General features: G+C 54.7%; 15 protein-coding genes and 4 tRNA genes. 9 read left to right on the top strand and 10 right to left on the bottom strand.

The genetic code is table 11. From position 1 onward, the window contains the following. Both AB6731_RS01550 and AB6731_RS01545 read left to right on the top strand, forming a co-directional pair. On the top strand, positions 1-2,190 hold the full coding sequence (locus AB6731_RS01550) for a TonB-dependent siderophore receptor (protein WP_014170770.1): 2,190 nt from the start codon (positions 1-3) through the stop codon (positions 2,188-2,190). A 164-nt stretch (positions 2,191-2,354) separates the two neighbouring features. Beyond that, positions 2,355-2,430: transfer RNA gene (locus tag AB6731_RS01545), tRNA-Asn, on the top strand. Positions 2,431-2,473: 43 nt separating this feature from the next. Here AB6731_RS01545 and AB6731_RS01540 read toward each other — a convergent pair. After that, positions 2,474-3,382: a LysR substrate-binding domain-containing protein gene (locus tag AB6731_RS01540; protein WP_371005804.1), complete on the bottom strand. Its 909-nt coding sequence runs from the start codon at positions 3,380-3,382 to the stop codon at positions 2,474-2,476. A 170-nt stretch (positions 3,383-3,552) separates the two neighbouring features. On the opposite strand from AB6731_RS01540, the gene AB6731_RS01535 reads away from it, so the two are divergent. Next, positions 3,553-4,161: a glutathione S-transferase family protein gene (locus AB6731_RS01535; RefSeq protein ID WP_014170771.1), complete on the top strand. Its 609-nt coding sequence runs from the start codon at positions 3,553-3,555 to the stop codon at positions 4,159-4,161. Between the two features lie 284 nt (positions 4,162-4,445). On the opposite strand, the gene cbl is transcribed toward AB6731_RS01535, so the two are convergent. Both cbl and nac read right to left on the bottom strand, forming a co-directional pair. Next, positions 4,446-5,396, bottom strand: a complete 951-nt coding sequence (gene cbl, locus AB6731_RS01530; RefSeq protein ID WP_371005803.1) for an HTH-type transcriptional regulator Cbl — start codon at positions 5,394-5,396, stop codon at positions 4,446-4,448. A gap of 96 nt (positions 5,397-5,492) precedes the next feature. Further along, positions 5,493-6,410: a nitrogen assimilation transcriptional regulator NAC gene (gene nac / locus AB6731_RS01525; protein ID WP_284942594.1), complete on the bottom strand. Its 918-nt coding sequence runs from the start codon at positions 6,408-6,410 to the stop codon at positions 5,493-5,495. Positions 6,411-6,730: 320 nt separating this feature from the next. On the opposite strand from nac, the gene AB6731_RS01520 reads away from it, so the two are divergent. Beyond that, positions 6,731-6,806 (top strand) — tRNA-Asn (locus AB6731_RS01520). 61 nt (positions 6,807-6,867) lie between these two features. On the opposite strand, the gene ldtA is transcribed toward AB6731_RS01520, so the two are convergent. Continuing rightward, a complete protein-coding gene (ldtA, locus tag AB6731_RS01515) occupies positions 6,868-7,767 on the bottom strand; it encodes a L,D-transpeptidase (RefSeq protein WP_371005802.1) in 900 nt (299 codons plus the stop codon). A 191-nt stretch (positions 7,768-7,958) separates the two neighbouring features. Between ldtA and shiA the strand changes: the two genes are divergently transcribed. The 3 genes from shiA to AB6731_RS01500 all read left to right on the top strand — a co-directional run bounded on the left by shiA (position 7,959) and on the right by AB6731_RS01500 (position 12,594). Beyond that, positions 7,959-9,275 carry a shikimate transporter gene (gene shiA, locus AB6731_RS01510; RefSeq protein WP_185791105.1) on the top strand — a complete coding sequence of 439 codons (1,317 nt, stop codon included), beginning with the start codon at positions 7,959-7,961 and terminating at the stop codon, positions 9,273-9,275. Between the two features lie 73 nt (positions 9,276-9,348). Continuing rightward, on the top strand, positions 9,349-10,803 hold the full coding sequence (locus AB6731_RS01505; protein WP_014170778.1) for an AMP nucleosidase: 1,455 nt from the start codon (positions 9,349-9,351) through the stop codon (positions 10,801-10,803). Between the two features lie 18 nt (positions 10,804-10,821). Then, positions 10,822-12,594 (top strand): aminopeptidase P family protein, encoded by a 1,773-nt coding sequence (locus AB6731_RS01500; protein WP_371005801.1) that lies wholly within the window; start codon positions 10,822-10,824, stop codon positions 12,592-12,594. A gap of 119 nt (positions 12,595-12,713) precedes the next feature. On the opposite strand, the gene AB6731_RS01495 is transcribed toward AB6731_RS01500, so the two are convergent. Both AB6731_RS01495 and emmdR read right to left on the bottom strand, forming a co-directional pair. Then, positions 12,714-12,789: transfer RNA gene (locus AB6731_RS01495), tRNA-Asn, on the bottom strand. An 80-nt stretch (positions 12,790-12,869) separates the two neighbouring features. Next, positions 12,870-14,312 carry a multidrug efflux MATE transporter EmmdR gene (gene emmdR, locus AB6731_RS01490; protein WP_371005800.1) on the bottom strand — a complete coding sequence of 481 codons (1,443 nt, stop codon included), beginning with the start codon at positions 14,310-14,312 and terminating at the stop codon, positions 12,870-12,872. A gap of 226 nt (positions 14,313-14,538) precedes the next feature. Here emmdR and AB6731_RS01485 point away from each other — a divergent pair. Beyond that, positions 14,539-14,614, top strand: a tRNA-Asn gene (locus AB6731_RS01485). Between the two features lie 53 nt (positions 14,615-14,667). Further along, entirely contained in the window at positions 14,668-15,000 is a 333-nt protein-coding gene (locus AB6731_RS01480) for a gamma-glutamylcyclotransferase family protein (protein ID WP_371005798.1), read from the top strand. Positions 15,001-15,049: 49 nt separating this feature from the next. Here the strand turns inward: AB6731_RS01480 and AB6731_RS01475 are convergent, their stop codons facing one another. From AB6731_RS01475 to dacD, 4 genes are all read right to left on the bottom strand, one after another. Then, positions 15,050-15,385 carry a DUF496 family protein gene (locus tag AB6731_RS01475; protein WP_008499467.1) on the bottom strand — a complete coding sequence of 112 codons (336 nt, stop codon included), beginning with the start codon at positions 15,383-15,385 and terminating at the stop codon, positions 15,050-15,052. A 168-nt stretch (positions 15,386-15,553) separates the two neighbouring features. Then, on the bottom strand, positions 15,554-16,612 hold the full coding sequence (locus tag AB6731_RS01470) for an FUSC family protein (RefSeq protein WP_032678500.1): 1,059 nt from the start codon (positions 16,610-16,612) through the stop codon (positions 15,554-15,556). Positions 16,613-16,704: 92 nt separating this feature from the next. Next, positions 16,705-17,178: a DNA gyrase inhibitor SbmC gene (sbmC, locus tag AB6731_RS01465; RefSeq protein WP_032678501.1), complete on the bottom strand. Its 474-nt coding sequence runs from the start codon at positions 17,176-17,178 to the stop codon at positions 16,705-16,707. A 131-nt stretch (positions 17,179-17,309) separates the two neighbouring features. Then, positions 17,310-18,476 carry a serine-type D-Ala-D-Ala carboxypeptidase DacD gene (gene dacD / locus AB6731_RS01460; RefSeq protein ID WP_014170783.1) on the bottom strand — a complete coding sequence of 389 codons (1,167 nt, stop codon included), beginning with the start codon at positions 18,474-18,476 and terminating at the stop codon, positions 17,310-17,312. Between the last annotated feature and the right edge of the window lie 9 nt (positions 18,477-18,485).

Here is an 18,485-nt window from a genome sequence, read left to right as displayed (position 1 = left end):
ATGAAACGTTCTCATCTTTGGGTTTTAAATCCTTGCTTGCTTGCAATGCTTTCTACCTCTGCGTGGGCGGAAGAACAAAAGGAAGAAAATATTGTTGTCTCTGCCAGCCGCGCGCACCGCAGCGTGGCGGAGATGGCGCAGACTACCTGGGTTATTGAGCGTGCTGAGATTGAACAGCAGGTTCAGGGTGGAAAAGAGATTAAAGAAGTCCTGGCGCAGTTGATCCCGGGCATGGACGTCAGCAGCCAGGGCCGCACCAACTACGGTATGAACCTGCGCGGCCGCTCGATGATGGTGATGGTGGATGGCGTGCGCCTGAACTCCTCCCGCAGCGACAGCCGCCAGCTCGACTCCATCGATCCGTTCAACATTGACCGTATCGAAGTGATCTCCGGCGCCACGTCCCTCTACGGCGGCGGCAGTACCGGCGGTCTGGTGAATATCGTGACCAAAAAAGGCCAGCCGGATACCGAAGTGGAGTTCCAGACCGGAGCAAAGAGTGGCTTTAACAGCCATAACGATCACGATGAGAACGTGTCAGCCGCGGTGAGCGGCGGCAACGACAATGCCTCTGGCCGGCTGTCAGTATCGTATCAGCGCTACGGCGGCTGGTACGACGGCAAAGGCAACGAGGTGATTATTGATAACACCCAGACCGGATTACAATATTCCGACCGTCTGGATGTGATGGGAACAGGCACCCTCAACATCGACGATCACCAGCAGCTGCAGCTTACGACGCAATACTACAAGAGCGAGTCCGACGGGAAGCACGGCCTGTTCCTTGGGGAAAACTTCTCCGCGGTTACGGGTGATGCCAAAGCCTACAATAAAGGCAACCTGAACTCTGACCGCCTGCCGGGCACAGAGCGGCATCTGATTAACCTGCAGTACTCCAACACCGATTTCTGGGGCCAGGATCTGGTCGCACAGATTTACTATCGTGACGAAAGCCTGACCTACTACCCGTTCCCGACACTGACCAAAGGCGTGGTGAGCAGCATCGGTGCGTCGCAGCAGAAAACCGATTTTTACGGCGGCAAGCTGACGCTGAACAGCAAACCGATGGATGATTTAACGCTGACCTGGGGTGTGGATGCTGACCACGAAACCTTCGACGCTAACCAGCAGTTCTTCAATCTGGACAAAGCGGCAGCAAGCGGCGGTATGGATCTGGAGAACGCCTATAACGTGGGCCGTTACCCGGGTTACAGCATTACCAACCTCGCCCCGTTCCTGCAGGCCAGCTACGACATTGATGCCATTACCCTGAGCGGCGGCGTGCGCTATCAGTACACTGAAAACAAGGTGGATGACTTCGTTGGTTATACCCAGCAACAGGCCATCGCTAACGGGAAAGCCACATCGGCTGATGCGGTACCGGGCGGGAAAACCAATTACAACAATTTCCTGTTCAACGCCGGGATCCTTGGCCGTCTGACCGAACAGCAGCAGCTGTGGTTTAACTTCTCCCAGGGCTTCGAAATTCCGGACCTGGCGAAGTACTACGGCTCCGGTACTTACCAGCTTGTCGACGGGCACTATCGCCTGCTGAACAGCGTGAACGTGAACGACTCGACGCTGGACGGCATTAAGGTTAACGCGTATGAGCTGGGCTGGCGCTACACCGGCGATAACCTGCGCACGCAGGTTGCGGCGTACTACTCGCTCTCGGATAAAACCATCACCATCAACAAAACGGACATGACCATCAACCTGGAAGACGACAAACGTCGTATCTACGGGATTGAAGGCCAGGTGGACTATTTCTTCACCGACAGCGACTGGAGCACCGGCGCGAACTTTAACGCCATTAAGTCTGAAACCCGCGAAAACGGTAAATGGGAGAAGCTGACGGTAGACAGCGCCAGCCCATCGAAAGCCAGCGCCTGGGTCAACTGGGCACCGGGCGACTGGACCCTGCGCGTGCAGAGTACGCAGACCTTTGACGTGTCTGATGCCGACGGTAAGAAGATCGATGGCTATAACACGGTCGACTTCCTGGGCAGCTACGACCTGCCGGTGGGTAAAGTGAGCTTCAGCGTGGAAAACGTGCTGGACAAAGACTACACCACCGCCTGGGGTCAGCGTGCGCCGGGGCTGTATAGCCCAACCTACGGTGCACCAGGTCTGTATACTTATAAAGGCCGTGGCCGTACGTTTGGTCTGAACTACTCCGTACTGTTCTAATCCTGCGCGCCGCCTGCGGGCGGCGCAATTTGCTGTGTAATTTCAGCACAAATTTGCTATAAAATCAGCGATTTGCTGAAATTGTCGGCAAACGAACGAAAAGTGCGTTTTCCCCCTTTGACAAGACGAACTGAGGTCGATACTATGCGCCTCGTTCACACGATTCCTCTGTAGTTCAGTCGGTAGAACGGCGGACTGTTAATCCGTATGTCACTGGTTCGAGTCCAGTCAGAGGAGCCAAATTTGAAAAGCCTGCTTTTAAAGCAGGCTTTTTGCCTTTCTGTTAGCCGTTACTTTCCACAGCCCCTGTCACCTGACGCCAGGTCGCCACTTCCTCATCCAGCCACTCACTAAAGAGAGCCACCTCCGGTTTCGCTTCCGTTAACTGCGATGTCACCAGCCAGTAAGGCCAGGGATAAGGTGCAGTGAAAGAGGTAAGCTGGACCAGCTCGCCCCGGGTGATGGCATCCTGTACCAGAGAGCGACGCTCCAGCGCGATACCTTTACCGAGTCTGACAGCCTCAAGGACTAAATTTGAGTCGTTAATGCATAACCCGCCGGGCACAATATCTTTTTCCAGTCCCGCATTGAAACACCAGGTTTTCCACGACTCCATGGAGAATATGATTTTACTCTTCGCCACCTCAGTTGGCGTTACCGGGAGGACGCCGCCGTTATAACCGGGTGCTGCAACCACAATCAGTTCATCTGAAAAAAGATAATGGCAGTCGCTTCCTTCCCAATTACCTTTCCCCATGCGTATCGCCACATCTATCCCTTCCTGCTGCATGCGGGTGATCGTCAGACTGGCCTGGATCCGCAGCGTGATGTGTGGATATTTTTCCCGAAACCGCGCCAGACGCGGCAACAACCAGTGACAACCAAAAGACGGCACCATCGCCAGCGTCAGTTCCAGTATTCTCGGTTTCACCTGCACTAACCGGGTGGCATCTGCGATATGATTCAGTGCTTCGCGCACCTGTAACGCGTAGAGACGCCACTCTTCGTTGATCTGCACCCCTCGCCCATGACGGATAAACAGCTTCACCCCCACCATTTCCTCCAGCACTTTAATCTGCTGGCTGATGGCGGAATGGGTAACGTGAAGCTCTTTCGCCGCAAGCGTTACGCTGCCAAGGCGAGCCACAGCTTCAAAACTACGCAAACTTGCGATAGGTGGAAAATCCGACATGAAACCACGCCCTCATACACTGAATCTGATAAACGCTAACCGGCCAATCTGTCAGTAATACTCACTCAGGCCGTAAGATACTGATGATATTCGCCACAACGAATTTATTGTAATGTCTGTTTATCATCTTCAATGAAGCGTTTTTTCACACAGACAGGAAAACGGGAATCATGATAAAGCTGATTGGCATGATGGATTCTCCTTATGTACGCCGCGTGGCGGTCTCCCTGGAACTTTATGGCGTTGCGTTTGAAAGCCAGCCGTTGTCCGTATTCAGCACATTTGAGGAATTTTCCCGGATTAACCCTGCGGTAAAAGCGCCAACGCTGGTTCTGGAAAATGGAACACGTCTGATGGACTCGTCTCTCATACTGAATTATTTTGAGGCTCAGGCCGCGCCTGAACGGAGACTCCTGCCCGTGACGCCGGATGCACTGGCGAACGATCTCCAGACGCTGGGCTTTATCCTCACCGCCGCGGAGAAAGCTGTGCAAAATGTGTACGAACACAATCTGCGCCCGGCGGAGAAACAACATAATCCGTGGATAGAACGTATTACCGTCCAGCTGCTGGCTGCCTGTCGGGAATGGAACGCGCTGCTGGAAGCCCGTCCGGAAAACGCGGTGGCCGATCAGGTTGCTGTCACCAGTACGGTTATCTGGACATTTATTCAGTCAATGATCCCTCACGTCGTTAACGCCGGGGATTTTAAAAAGATTCAAGCGGTAGCCGACGTTTTCGAAAACCAGGCGGCATTTAAAAAATACCCTTTTAGTTAACGCTTCGCTCGGCGTGTTATGGGGCTTTTCAGCCCTTTTTTGCCGCACGCGAATATTATCCTCATCTAAAAGAATCATATTTCTTTATTTATTCTTATATGTAACCCAATGGAAATATGAGAAATATTTCCATATAAGACAATCTTATGACGTCACAGGGTATCGTTATTCATCAGGGTATTCTTGAGAACAAGCGGTCAGGAAATTAAACGGTTTCAATAAAAAAGCCTGCTTTAATTGCAGGCTTGTGCTTCTTGTCGACGGGGACGGGTGCTATAAGGGGCTTAAATCTGATAATCAATCGCCACTTCTTCTGGCTCCATCACCTGACGTTTAATCTCATCCACGGACAGCCCGGCGTTGCAGAGTTCGATAAAGCGCCACACATAGTTGCGCTGCAGTTGTCCACGCTTCAGGCCGAGCCATACGGTATTGGCATCAAAGAGATGACGCGTATCCAGTCGTACCAGGTTCTCCGTCTCGCGTTCACCACCGGACTGTTCCGCCACCAGACCAATGCCCAGCCCCAGCTCGACGTAGGTTTTGATTACATCAGAGTCCTGTGCACTCAGCACCACATCCGGCGTTAAGCCTTTGCGGTTAAAGGCTTCATCAATGCGCGAGCGTCCGGTAATACCCTGCCGGTAGGTAATCAGCGGCCATTTCGCGATATCTTCCAGCGTCAGGGGCGTAACCTGATTCAGCGGATGGTCGACGGGAAGTAACAGACTGTGGTACCAGCGAAACCACGGGAAAGCCACCAGCAGCGGATCGTTGCTCAGGCGTTCACTGGCAATGCCGATATCTGCCCCACCGTTTTGCAACAGCACTTCAATTTCCTGCGGTGTGCCCTGGATAAGCTCCAGACGGACGTCAGGGAAAAGTTCACGGAAGACTTTAATCACCGGCGGCAGGCTGTAACGCGCCTGGGTGTGGGTGGTGGCGATAGTGAGGACGCCCGAGGCGTCATTGGTAAAGAGATCCGCCAGGCGACGCACATTGCTGGCCTCGTTGAGGATCCGCTCAGCGATGGTCAGCAAGGCTTTTCCCGGCTCCGTCATGCCAAGCAGACGCTTGCCGCGACGGATAAAAATCTCTATTCCCAGTTCTTCTTCCAGCTCGCGGATATGGCGACTGACGCCGGACTGAGAGGTATAAAGCATATTGGCGACCTCGGTCAGGTTGTAGTCCCGCCTGGCCGCCTCACGGATAATTTTAAGTTGCTGGAAATTCACGATTCACTCCGGCGCATCTGACATAACGCTATTGTTAGAGTCAGCCGACCTGCAGAACAAATAATAAAAACCAGCATCTTATGCTTTTATGGAATATCAACTCACCAGCTGCAGCTCACGATTCTCCAGAGACGGTTTGCTGACCAGCGACATCAGAATCTCTTTTACCGCCTGCGCCTGAGGTGACAGCGATCCGCGCGCGGACATATTCAGCGACAGCGGTAAGCTCATGGAAGGCGTGGTGATGCGCGCCATCCAGCCGTTGGCTGCGCTGCACAACGAACGTGCTGCGGATTCTGGCAGAACGGTCACACCCATACCGCTGGCTATAGCGGCGGTTAGCGTGGAGATGGAATCAATTTCACCGATAATCTTTGCCGTCAGGCGGCGCAGGGAGAACGCTTCATCTACACGCACGCGCACCGCGCTGTAGTCACGCGGCAGGAACAGATTCATTTCTGCTACGACCGTCAGATCGACGCTCTGCCCCGGACAGTCGCGGGTGCCCACAAGGTAGAGATCTTCTTTCAGCAGCGGCTGGCTGGTGATCCCGGCCACCGGTGAGCGGTCGTACAGCACCGCCATATCCAGCTGGCCGCTAAGAAGTTTGTCATTCAGCACAGAACCGCTGTTCTCATGCAGGTAAACCAGTACTTCTGGCAGCTCTGCGCGGACGGCCTGCAGCAGCGGCATGGTAATAGAGGACGCGGCCGTTCCCGGAGCCAGCCCAATGGATACGTGGCCGCTCAGCGTCTGGCCCACGTTATTCACCGCCAGCTGCGCCTGTTCGCACTGGCGAAGGATGGTGCGCGCATGGGTATAAAGGATTTTGCCTGCTTCCGTTGGCGTCACGCCACGTTTGGTGCGGATCAACAGCTGTTGATCCATCTCGCCTTCCAGAGTAGCCACCTGCTGGCTCAGCGCAGGCTGCGCGATATGCAGCACTTCCGCCGCTTGAGTCAGGCTGCCGATATCGACGATTTTTACGAAGTATTTCAGTCGTCTTAAGTTCATTTTGCCCCCTGTTCGAAATGCTGTGCCGGTACTGGCTTTTCATTGTTGATAGGGTTTTGCAATATGAATGCCAGTTTTACGAAGAGGTCTGATTTGTCGCTAAGCGGCTGAAAATAAGGAAAGCTAATCATAAGCAGCGGTTTTATTACTGAAACAGCAGTTTATGATCTGCCCCATTAGGGGTATGTGCGCACCATTACGGTGCATTCCGGCGTCAAAAACGCCATTTTGCTGATTTTGTCAGCAAACGATCAAAAGGCGTTGATCCACCCTTTGACAAGGCCGGCTGACGTCGATAATATGCGCCCCGTTCACACGATTCCTCTGTAGTTCAGTCGGTAGAACGGCGGACTGTTAATCCGTATGTCACTGGTTCGAGTCCAGTCAGAGGAGCCAAATTTAAAAAGCCTGCTTTTATAGCAGGCTTTTTGCTTTTCTGCGGCTGGTAAAATTGCCCTCAGTTGCTGAGCTTAACCGGCATCCCTGACCGACGTTCCAGTTCCGCGCCCACCCCCTCGTTGACAAGCTCGGTTCGCAGCGAGGCAGATATCGGCAAAGGCACTTTCCGGGTCGATTCAAATTCCGCCCGGTTCCGTGATAACGGCTCATGCACCTCTACCCAGCGGCTGCCGTCCGGCTCTGTCGTCACTTTAACGGGCTGATCGATAAGCTGCACACGGGTGCCTACCGGGACGTTATCGAAAAGATATTTAATGTCGTTATTGCGCAGACGAATACACCCCTGGCTCACCCGCAGTCCGATGCCAAAATTGGAGTTTGTCCCGTGAATGGCATACAGCCTGCCAATATAAATCGCATACAGTCCCATTGGGTTATCGGGCCCGGCGGGCACGAATGCAGGCAGCGTTTTCCCCTCTGCCGCATAGGCACGGCGCGTATTCGGCGTAGGAGACCAGGTGGGGCCTTCCTGCTTACGTTCTACCGCTGTGACCCAGTTTCGCGGGGTTTCGCGCCCGGCCTGACCAATGCCGATGGGTAACACTTCAACAGTGTTGCTTCCCGGTGGGTAATAGTAGAGGCGCATTTCTGCCGCATTAACGATAATTCCCTCGCGGACGGTGTCAGGCAAAATCAGCTGCTGGGGTATCACCAGTTGCGTACCGGATTTAGGCAAAAAAGGATCCACGCCCGGGTTCGCTTCCAGCATATTGCTCAGACCCTGCCCGTATTGCGCGGCAAACGCTTCGAGCGGTAGCGTATTGTGATCCGGCACGGTAATGGTTTGCGAAGTGCCCACCAGCCGACTGCCTGTCGGCGGTAAAGGATAACTTACCGCCTGAACGCTCTGGCTGATAAGTAATGCAGCAAGACAACTCAACACATTTATACGACACATATTCCCTTCCTCAGTCGCACCTTGATTTGCTAAGCATAGCGTAGCCGCTTTGCATTACCCATCAGGAAATAAAATCAGTTTGCACACGCGCCCTGGCGCGGTAGTCTCATACGTTCCGTTTATATGACGGTGGCTATGTGAGTGACCTTTTCTTATACCAATAATTAGAAATACGTGCAGACAGGACAACTATGGACTCCACTCTCACCTCCACACATCCCAACGAGGAGACACCTTCGCTCAATCGTGCCCGCCGCGCAGCCCTCGGCAGCTTCGCGGGTGCCGTCGTCGACTGGTATGATTTTCTGCTTTACGGCATTACTGCCGCGCTGGTGTTTAACCGCGAATTCTTCCCCCAGATTAGCCCGGCAATGGGTACGCTCGCCGCGTTTGCTACCTTTGGCGTCGGCTTCCTGTTTCGTCCACTGGGCGGAGTGATCTTCGGCCACTTCGGTGACCGTCTCGGTCGCAAACGCATGCTGATGCTCACCGTCTGGATGATGGGCATCGCCACCGCGCTGATTGGCATTCTCCCTTCATTTTCCACCATTGGCTGGTGGGCGCCGGTGCTGCTGGTTACGCTTCGCGCCATTCAGGGCTTCGCGGTAGGCGGCGAATGGGGTGGCGCGGCGCTGTTATCCGTTGAGAGTGCCCCGAAGAACAAGAAAGCGTTTTACAGCAGCGGCGTGCAGGTGGGCTATGGCGTAGGTCTGCTGCTCTCCACCGGGCTGGTATCACTGATGAGCCACTTCACCACCGATGAACAATTCCTGAGCTGGGGCTGGCGTATTCCGTTTATCTTCAGCATCGTGCTGGTTGTCGCCGCCCTGTGGATCCGCAACGGCATGGAAGAATCTGCTGAGTTCGAACAACAGCGGCAAGAACCGCCCGTTGCCAGAAAACGGCTGCCGGTGATGGAGGCGCTTGTCCGGCATCCTGGCGCTTTTCTGAAAATTATCGCCCTGCGCCTGTGCGAACTGCTGACGATGTATATCGTGACCGCGTTTGCCCTCAATTATTCAACGCAAAATCTCGGTCTGCCCCGCGAGCTGTTCCTGAACATTGGCCTGCTGGTCGGCGGGATCAGCTGCCTGACTATCCCCAGCTTCGCCTGGCTGGCGGACAGGTTTGGTCGCCGTCGCGTCTATATCACCGGGGCGCTGATTGGCACCCTCAGCGCCTGGCCGTTCTTCATGGCGCTGGAGGCACAGTCGATCTTCTGGATTGTCTTCTTTGCCATCATGCTCGCTAACATCGCCCACGATATGGTGGTCTGCGTGCAGCAGCCCATGTTTACCGAACTGTTCGGGGCGAGCTATCGCTACAGCGGCGCGGGCGTAGGCTATCAGGTGGCAAGCGTGGTCGGCGGCGGGTTTACGCCATTTATTGCCGCCGCGCTGGTGACCTTCTCCGGCGGCAACTGGCACAGTGTGGCACTTTATCTGCTGGCCGGTTGCCTGCTGTCAGCGGCGACGGCGCTCTTGATGAAAGAGACGAGCCACACCTGATCTCACTTTTGTTTCACAGGCGTGTGACATACTATCGGGTAGAGTCGCACACCTGTGGAACAAGGAGACAGAGATGAATAATAAGGGCTCCAGCCTGACCCCGGCTCAGGCACTGGAAAAACTCGATGCACTGTATGAACAGTCCGTCAACGCGCTGCGCAGCGCCATCAGTGAGTATATCGAAACAGGGAAACTCCCCGACGAAAAGGCCAGAAGTAAGGGCCTTTTTGTTTATCCATCGCTTTCCGTCACCTGGGACGGCAGCGCGACTAACACGCCGAAAACGCGCGCCTACGCACGCTTTACCCACTCCGGCTGCTACAGCACCACCGTCACCCGCCCTGCACTGTTCCGCCCTTATCTTGAAGAGCAACTCACGCTGTTGTATCAGGATTACGGCGCGCACATTGCCGTTGAACCCTCACAGCATGAGATCCCGTATCCGTATGTGATTGACGGTTCGGCATTAACCCTTGACCGCTCCATGAGCGCGGGGCTGACGCGCCATTTCCCGACCACCGAGCTGTCGCAGATTGGCGATGAGACGGCGGATGGTATCTACCACCCGGCAGAATTTTCACCGCTGTCGCACTTTGATGCCCGCCGCGTGGATTTCTCTCTGGCGCGCCTGCGACACTACACCGGGACGCCCGTCGACCATTTCCAGCCCTTTGTACTGTTTACCAACTACACCCGCTATGTCGACGAGTTTGTCCGTTGGGGCTGTAGCCAGATCCTCGACCCGGATAGCCCTTACATCGCGCTGTCCTGCGCCGGCGGGATCTGGATCACCGCGGAAACCGAGGCACCCGAGCAGGCCATCTCCGACCTGGCGTGGAAAAAACACCAGATGCCTGCCTGGCACCTGATCACCGCTGACGGCCAGGGGATCACCTTAATTAACATCGGGGTTGGTCCGTCAAATGCCAAAACCATCTGCGACCATCTGGCGGTATTGCGCCCGGACGTGTGGCTGATGATTGGACACTGCGGCGGCCTGCGTGAAAGCCAGCTGATTGGCGACTACGTGCTGGCCCACGCCTATCTGCGAGATGACCATGTGCTTGACGCTGTGCTTCCACCGGATATTCCTATCCCGAGCATCGCCGAAGTGCAGCGTGCGCTGTATGACGCCACCAAAGAGGTGAGCGGTATGCCGGGTGAAGAGGTTAAACAGCGTCTGCGTACCGGTACGGTAGTGACGACGGATGACCGCAACTGGGAACTGCGTTACTCCGCCTCCGCGCTGCGTTTCAACCTCAGCCGTGCCGTCGCGATTGATATGGAAAGCGCCACCATCGCCGCACAGGGATATCGCTTCCGTGTCCCTTACGGCACGCTGCTGTGCGTTTCCGACAAACCGCTGCATGGCGAAATTAAGCTTCCGGGTCAGGCCAACCGTTTCTATGAAGGGGCAATCTCCGAACATCTGCAAATCGGCATTCGCGCCATTGATTTGCTGCGTGCGGAAGGTGACAGGCTGCATTCCCGTAAATTACGTACCTTCAACGAGCCGCCATTCCGCTAACCAGAACAAGGAATAACCATGCACACCCCATCGCGCTTATCGGCCCTGCGCCGATGGCTACAGGAAAACAATCTTGATGGCATGATCGTGCCGCGCGCGGATGCCTGGCAGAGTGAGTACTGCGCGCCGTACGATGAAAAGCTGGCCTGGCTGACGGGCTTTGATGGCTCCGCAGGTCTGGCGCTGATACTGAAAAACACAGCGCTGCTGTTTGTCGATGGCCGCTATCAGGTTCAGGCTCGCCTTCAGGTCAATATGGATGAAATTGAAATCCACCATCTGCACAATGAACCGCTGGCCGAATGGCTCACAGCCAACGTCGGGTCTGGCATGCGTATTGGGTTTGAAGCACTGCTGATGACCAATACGGAGTTCGGGCAACTGTCTGCAACACCCTGTGAACTGGTTCCGCTCAGTCAGTCGCCGTTTGATACCTTATGGCACGATCGCCCTGCCGCGCCGGCGGGACGTATTCGAGAAATGCCGGTGGAGGTCAGTGGCGAAAGCAGCCTCGCCAAACGCCAGCGCGTTGCCGCCGTGCTGGCCACACACGATGCCGATTATCTGGCCGTGACTCTGCCGGATAACATCGCCTGGCTGTTGAACGTGCGTGGCACTGACATTCCATCCAGTCCTGTTCCCCTCTCCTTTGCCCTTCTTGACCGTGACGGTAGCGTGGAGTGGTTTGTTAACGACAATAAGCTCAGCGAGCTACCCGAGAGCGTGAGAAACGCGTTCAGGATTGCGCCACAGGATGCCTTTATCGAACGCTGCCAGCGCCTGTCACAAGGCAAGCGGGTGATGGTTGATGCCGATTCCGCACCGGTCGCCCTGCGCTTTGCCATTGAGCCAGAGGGCGAAATAGTCTGGCGAACCGATCCCATCACTCTGATGAAATCCACTAAAAACCCGGTCGAACTTGCCGGGTATCGCGAGTGTCATCACCAGGACGGTGCTGCCTGGGTGAATTTCCTGGCCTGGCTAAGCCGTGAAGTCCCCCTGCGTGAGGCGGCGGGAAAACCGCTGACGGAGCTGGAAGCGCAGGCGCAGCAGCTTGCGTTCCGTAAACAGCAGCCTGGATTTATTGAGCAAAGTTTTGCCACCATCTCCGCCTCCTCCAGTAATGCGGCGATGTGCCACTATCACTCAAGCGAAGCCAGCAATAAGCCCATCGGTCATCATCATTTTTACCTTAATGATTCCGGCGGTCAGTACCATAACGGCACCACTGACGCCACGCGTACGCTGGCATGGGGTAGCGTGCCGCCACAGCAGAAGTTGCACTATACCGCCGTACTGAGAGGGTTCCTGTCGTTGATAACCTTACAGTTCCCCTCCGGCAGCCAGGGCCATCAGCTTGATGCCTTCGCGCGTCGCCCGCTGTGGGAAATGGGGCTGGATTACGATCACGGGACAGGGCATGGGGTAGGACATCAGTTGCTTATCCATGAGAACCCGCATCGTCTCGCCAAAAAGGTTAACCCGTGGCCCCTGGTGGCCGGCACCATCATGACTATCGAGCCTGGATATTATCTGGCGGACAGCCATGGGATCCGCATTGAAAACCAGGTGGAGATTGTCGAAAGCCGTCCGGGATTCTGCACGTTTTCCTCACTGACGCTGATCCCGATCGACCTGAGCCAGGTCGAGTTACAGCTGTTGAACGAACAGGAAAAACAGTGGCTGGATGAGTATCATCAGCAGGTGCGTGAGGCCCTGTTACCGTTGGTCGATAGCGACGCGCGGCAATGGTTGCTTGAGGCGACGAAGCCGGTTGGGGTTAACCACTAGAAATATCAGGTGGGTGCCGGGCGGCGGTTTCGCCTGACCCGGCTGTAAGCCCGTCGCATCGGACCTTTTCAGAACGCAGAAAAGCAAAAAGCCTGCTATAAAAGCAGGCTTTTTAAATTTGGCTCCTCTGACTGGACTCGAACCAGTGACATACGGATTAACAGTCCGCCGTTCTACCGACTGAACTACAGAGGAATCGTGTGAACGGGGCGCATATTATCGATGCTCCCCGATGATGTCAAAGGCAGAATGCATATTTCTGACTGTTTGCCGAATTATTCTCCACTTCGCGCATTTGTCAGGCATTCTGTTGATTCTGTGATCGTTGGTTCCTGTTTTATTCGCGGGTATTTCCAGAGCCAGCGCCCACTGACCATACGCCAGTAGAACAACGCCCCACGCACCGCCCAGTCAAGGAACATCCCCAGCCAGACGCCGACTACCCCCATGCCAAGCATGACCCCGAGCGTGTAACCCACCACCACACGGCAACCCCACATGCCGAGCATAGACACCCACATCGCGAAGCGTGCATCGCGTGCCCCTTTCAGTCCGGCAGGCAGAACCCATGAAGCCGCCCAGATGGGCATAAAGGCCGCATTCAGCCAGATCAGGATCTTAACGACCTCTTTGACATCATCTTCGTGGGTATAAAAAGAGGCCATAAGCCCGGCAAAGGGGGCGCTTCCCCAGGCGATCAGCGTCAGGCCAATGGTTGACAGCCAGAAGACGTGCCGCAACTGCCGTTCCGCCTGCCCTATCTGCCCTTTCCCCAGCCGTTTACCGGTGATAATGGTCGACGCCGAACCGAGGGCGTTGCCCGGCAGGTTTATCAGGGAGGCGATGGAGAAGGCAATAAAGTTACCGGCGATAACGTCAGTCCCCATCCCGGCGACAAACATTTGCGTTAGCAGCTTGCCCCCGTTAAACAACACGGATTCAATACTGGCGGGAATACCAATTCCCATCACTTCCCAGATAATGGCGAAGTTAAAGGGGCGGAAATAGCTCTTCAGCGTAAGGCGCAGTGACGGCGTGATCCCCGCCATCAGCACCCCAAGAATGGCGGCCGCACCGATATAACGTGAAATCGTTAACCCCAGCCCGGCACCCACGAACCCGAGCCCGTCCCAGGAGAAGACGCCGTAGATCAGCACGCTGCTGATAATAATATTCAGGATGTTCATCCCGCCGTTTATCAGCAACGGAATTTTGGTGTTGCCCGCCCCGCGCAGCGCGCCGCTACCAATCAGCGCGATGGCTGCAGCCGGATAACTCAGAACCGTCATTTCCAGGTAGGTCAGCGCCAGGTCTTTAACTTCATTTGTGGCCTCACCGGCGACAAAATCGATAATTTCCCTGCCGAAATAGTGGATCACCGCCGCCAGCACGATCGAGAAAATGGTCATGATCATCAGCGACTGTCGGGCAGCCTCGCGCGCACGTTTAGGATCGAGCTTGCCGAGGCTAAAGGCGACGACAACCGTCGTCCCGAGGTCAATGGCGGCAAAAAAAGAAATAACCACCATGTTAAAGCTTTCCGCCAGCCCGACACCGGCCATCGCCTCTTTACCCAGCCAGCTGACCAGGAAGGTACTCAGTACCCCCATCAACAGAACGCAGGTGTTTTCCAGGAAAATAGGCACGGCAAGGGGGGTGATTTCACGCCAGAACAGAACACGATAGCTTTTACGCTTTGCATACCATGGCGTGCGCATAATCGCCTGGCGTAGGGGGGCAGTGACGTTCAAAATGGACCTTAACGAGAAAGTTGAAACTCCATTTCAAATGATGGGGGAGAAATGCTAAACCTGCAAAGTATTTTCCATAAAAAGATGTGTGGATTTACAACAAACTGTCGACAGAATCATCAATCGATCGCCAATCGCTAAGATCAGGTTTGACAAAACTTTTTTCGCCGCTAAGATAAGCCTCCACAACGATTCCTCTGTAGTTCAGTCGGTAGAACGGCGGACTGTTAATCCGTATGTCACTGGTTCGAGTCCAGTCAGAGGAGCCAAATTTAAAAAGCCTGCTTTTATAGCAGGCTTTTTGCTTTGCTGGTGAGGGAAAATGAACGCTCTGTTTGTCTACGGCACGCTACGCCCGGGTCACGCGAATGCACATATTCTTGAAAACATCGGTGGCGAATGGCAGGCCGGTTTTGTCACCGGGACGTTTTACGAACGTGCCTGGGGCGCGGCGGCAGATTTTCCGGGAATAGTGCTGCACCCGGACGGCCCACGCGTGGAGGGCTTTCTGTTTATCTCTGATAGCCTGAGTGCACACTGGCCAATGCTGGACGAATTTGAAGACGGCTACGATCGGGTTGAGGTCAATGTGACCACGCCGGATGGAACACAGGTCAACGCCTGGATTTATCAGCTACAGCCGCGTACTGCGTAATAAAAAAGGCTCTCTGTCACCAGAGAGCCTTTTTTGTATTCATCGGCGATTACTCGCTTTTGGCTTCACCGTTTTTGATTTCGCCCATTACTTTCAGTTTCTTGGAGATATCACGGCGTTCTTTAGACAGCTCAGCGTTTTTGATGATGTAGTCATCAACGCGGTCTTCATAGTCGCTCTTCATGCTGGCGATGATGCCCTGAATAGCCTCAACGCTCATGCCTGGCTTGATGTAGTCGCTCAGGTTATCGAGCAGCAGGACACGTTTCTGGTTGTCACGGATCTTCTTCTCAACGTCCTGGATTTCACGCTGCAGTTTGTTTTTGCGGCGGAACAGGCGGACGAATTCCAGAACATCCTGGAACGAAGGCTTGGTAGTTTCCATTTTTACACCCCTGATAATGTGAGATTCGGATTCGTTAAAGCAACCGTTGTAACAATAACCTTACTGACAGCGGCTGCGAATGACAATGAGTATATCGTTTAAAGCTATCATAACCCCAATTGATGCTGAATCGAAGCAGCAGGCGTCACATATGGAGATAGCTGCTCTTTATTTGCGCAGCGCCCGGCAAATGAGATGCGACAGTAGCTCCAGCTGCCGCGCCAGCTCCATGCTCAGCCAGACATAACCATGAATAGGCGTTTCCGCGACGTTATCGCTCTGACGCTCATTCATTAACTGCTTCAACTCCGCAACGATCTCATTCAGACGTTCACTGTTCGCCAGGATGGGCTGCGGGTTACCTTCATAAAGCGCGTGGGCGATGGTGAGCAGCGTTTGCTGCGTCATCTGCTGCGTCTCTTTTAAGGTATGGGCGTTGAGCATTAAAAGGTGGCTGGGACGAGAAGCCCAGTGCGCGTTGATTTGCAGCTCAAGCATGCATACCAGATTGCGGCTTACCGTCTGAATGGCTTCAAAAATGGATTTCTGGATATGGGTTTCTTTGCTGGCCGGAGTAATCAGCCCGCGCATCCTGACCACATCGTTGAGGATCGTTTGCAGGTGTTTTTCCAGCCGGGGGCGCTCAACCAGGTTAGGGGAAAATCCGGCCTGATAGACGCGGTTGAACGCGGTGACATAGTTAGCCATCTGAATACGCCAGTGCAGAAAAGCACGCTGTGGCCAGATGCCGGTAAAAAGCATAGCCAGCAGTGAGCCGAGGATCACGTCCCCGCTTCGCCACAAGGCGGTCGTCATATCCCCCGCCGGTGCACCGACCACCACCGACAGCGTGATACCAATCAGCAGCGCCTGATAGGGCCTTTTGCCTAATGCCAGCCAGCCGCAAAGGAACATCGCGACACCGCACCAGATCAACATAACCGGAAACGAGATAAGCTCAAGCTTCAGCGCGATAAGCCCCAGGGCAGAGCCTAAAACGGTACCGCCAATGCGCTCGAAGGCGCGTGGAACAACGTTCCCCCAGAACGAAATAGGCCCCATCACGACCACCAGCGTGATAAGCGGCCATGTTCCCTCAGGAACATCCAGCAAACGAACCAGCACAAACGTCAACACAAAGGCCAGCGCGATACGGCACCCATGTACCACGCGGTAGTGTTTGTACAGACGAATTTCAAAAGGGGTTAATGATTTGTCGGGACGCACACCCGCTCTCCAGCTACACGGCAAATCACAATTGTACTGTGTTTTCAGCCGGGCGGATCACACCCGGCTGAAAAACCCTGTAATAACCAGGCTTAACCCGCTTTGTGCTCTACACCAATATACATTTCGATGTCCCAGTAACCGTCCGCGTTACCATCATTAAGGTAGCGCTCGAAGCAGGGTTTAGGGGCCATCTGGTAGCTGTTGTCCTGCAAGAGGGAATTAAAGAACTGGTTCCATGGGGTCGCGAAGTCATGGTTTTCAACGCGCGCCGTCGCCACCGCATACTCTCCAGCGGCGATTTCCGTCATCATGACGCCTTCGCTGTTTTCAGGAATGACAAAATCGTCCGGGACCGTTACGGCCGTATCACAGCGCAATTTTTCTGCCGGGACCTCGTCCGGATTATCGTAGTAAACCGCAACCCACTCCAGCGGCTGAATGTGACGTCCATCCACCCACATGACTAACTGTTCGAAGCCCTGTTTAACCGTTTTGTCCCACGGCCCGACCAGATGAAAGCCGGCGATTTTACGTTTCTGTTGCTGCTTGATGCTGTAGTCCATGCTGCCTCCTTTTATTACTGTATATTTATACACTATAAAGCAGGTTTTAACTGTTCAGCAAACGAGGAGTGTTTATTATGTGAGCAGACTCGCAACCGCGCCAGTCTGCTCATGTGCTTTAACGCAGGCCGTTACAGCGTGTGATGCAGATAATCGCTCAGACGGGAGAAGAGGCCGCCTTTATTTACCGCTTCAAGCGTCACCAGCGGCCAGTGCGCCACGACTTTGTCACGGTCGTAAAGCTGGATCTCCCCTACCCGCTGATGAGCCGCAATCGGCGCTTCCAGCTCTTTTTTATCCAGCACGTACTTGGCTTTGATGTTAGGAACTTCTGTTTTAGGCAAGGCCAGCCAGAAATCCTGGTCGGTGCCCAGTTCAACCTGCTCTTTATCGCCGTACCAGATACGCTCTGTTCCCACTTTTTTGCCGTTATGCAGGATCTGCACCGTATCAAAGTTCTGCTGTCCCCAGTGCAGCAGCTTCCGGGCCTGTTCCTCACGCCCTTTCGGGCTGTCAGCGCCCATCACCACCGCGATTAAACGACGCTGACCGTCAACCGCTGACGCAATCAGGTTAAAGCCCGCTCCCGACGTGTGCCCCGTTTTCAGGCCATCAACGTTCATGGTTTTATCCCACAGCAGGCCGTTACGGTTTTGTTGGGTGATCCCGTTCCAGGTAAGGCTCTTTTCGCTGTACATGTGGTAGAACTCTGGCTCGCCGTGAATGATAGCCCGGGAGAGCACGGCCAGGTCATAGGCAGAGCTGTGCTGGCCCGGCGCGTCCAGACCGTGGACGGTTTCAAAGTGGGTATCGCGCAGATTCAGCTTTTGTACATAGTCGTTCATCATCTTCACAAACTGCGGCTGACCACCCGCTACGTGATCCGCCAGCGCCACGCAGGCGTCGTTACCGGAATCCACAATCAGACCACGGCTCAGGTCGCGCACCGAGACGCGATCGCCCTCTTTCAGGAACATCAGCGACGATCCTTCAAACACCGGGTTCCCTTTTGCCCACGCGTCGCGGCCAACGGTAACGATGTCATCCGGGGTAATGCGGTGGCTGTCGATGGCCCGATCGACAACGTAGCCCGTCATCAGCTTGGTCAGGCTCGCCGGATTACGTTGTTGATGTTCGTTGCCCGCCGTTAAGATCTGACCAGTCGTGTAATCCATTAGCACCCAGGAGCCCGCCTGAATGGCCGGAGGCTGCGGCGAAAAATCCAGCGGATCGGCCGCGAAGGCAGAAGAGACACTCGAAGCGAGTAAAGAAACAGCAATAAACAGACGGCGTTTCAACGGTATATC

Origin of the sequence: Enterobacter sp. RCC_40 (genome assembly GCF_041360735.1) — a bacterium.
Taxonomy (GTDB): Bacteria; Pseudomonadota; Gammaproteobacteria; order Enterobacterales; family Enterobacteriaceae; genus Enterobacter; species Enterobacter ludwigii.
The sequence above is the reverse complement of the archived record's forward strand: the minus strand, read 5'-3'. Positions and strand labels throughout refer to the sequence as shown.

What these genes read in the sequence shown, in the direction of transcription:
- AB6731_RS01550 (WP_014170770.1), top strand. Translation starts at nt 1, where the DNA reads ATGAAACGTTCTCATCTTTGGGTTTTAAATCCTTGCTTGCTTGCAATG.
- AB6731_RS01540 (WP_371005804.1), bottom strand. Translation starts at nt 3,382, where the DNA reads ATGTCGGATTTTCCACCTATCGCAAGTTTGCGTAGTTTTGAAGCTGTG.
- AB6731_RS01535 (WP_014170771.1), top strand. Translation starts at nt 3,553, where the DNA reads ATGATAAAGCTGATTGGCATGATGGATTCTCCTTATGTACGCCGCGTG.
- nac (WP_284942594.1), bottom strand. Translation starts at nt 6,410, where the DNA reads ATGAACTTAAGACGACTGAAATACTTCGTAAAAATCGTCGATATCGGC.
- ldtA (WP_371005802.1), bottom strand. Translation starts at nt 7,767, where the DNA reads ATGTGTCGTATAAATGTGTTGAGTTGTCTTGCTGCATTACTTATCAGC.
- shiA (WP_185791105.1), top strand. Translation starts at nt 7,959, where the DNA reads ATGGACTCCACTCTCACCTCCACACATCCCAACGAGGAGACACCTTCG.
- AB6731_RS01505 (WP_014170778.1), top strand. Translation starts at nt 9,349, where the DNA reads ATGAATAATAAGGGCTCCAGCCTGACCCCGGCTCAGGCACTGGAAAAA.
- AB6731_RS01500 (WP_371005801.1), top strand. Translation starts at nt 10,822, where the DNA reads ATGCACACCCCATCGCGCTTATCGGCCCTGCGCCGATGGCTACAGGAA.
- emmdR (WP_371005800.1), bottom strand. Translation starts at nt 14,312, where the DNA reads ATGCGCACGCCATGGTATGCAAAGCGTAAAAGCTATCGTGTTCTGTTC.
- AB6731_RS01480 (WP_371005798.1), top strand. Translation starts at nt 14,668, where the DNA reads ATGAACGCTCTGTTTGTCTACGGCACGCTACGCCCGGGTCACGCGAAT.
- AB6731_RS01475 (WP_008499467.1), bottom strand. Translation starts at nt 15,385, where the DNA reads ATGGAAACTACCAAGCCTTCGTTCCAGGATGTTCTGGAATTCGTCCGC.
- sbmC (WP_032678501.1), bottom strand. Translation starts at nt 17,178, where the DNA reads ATGGACTACAGCATCAAGCAGCAACAGAAACGTAAAATCGCCGGCTTT.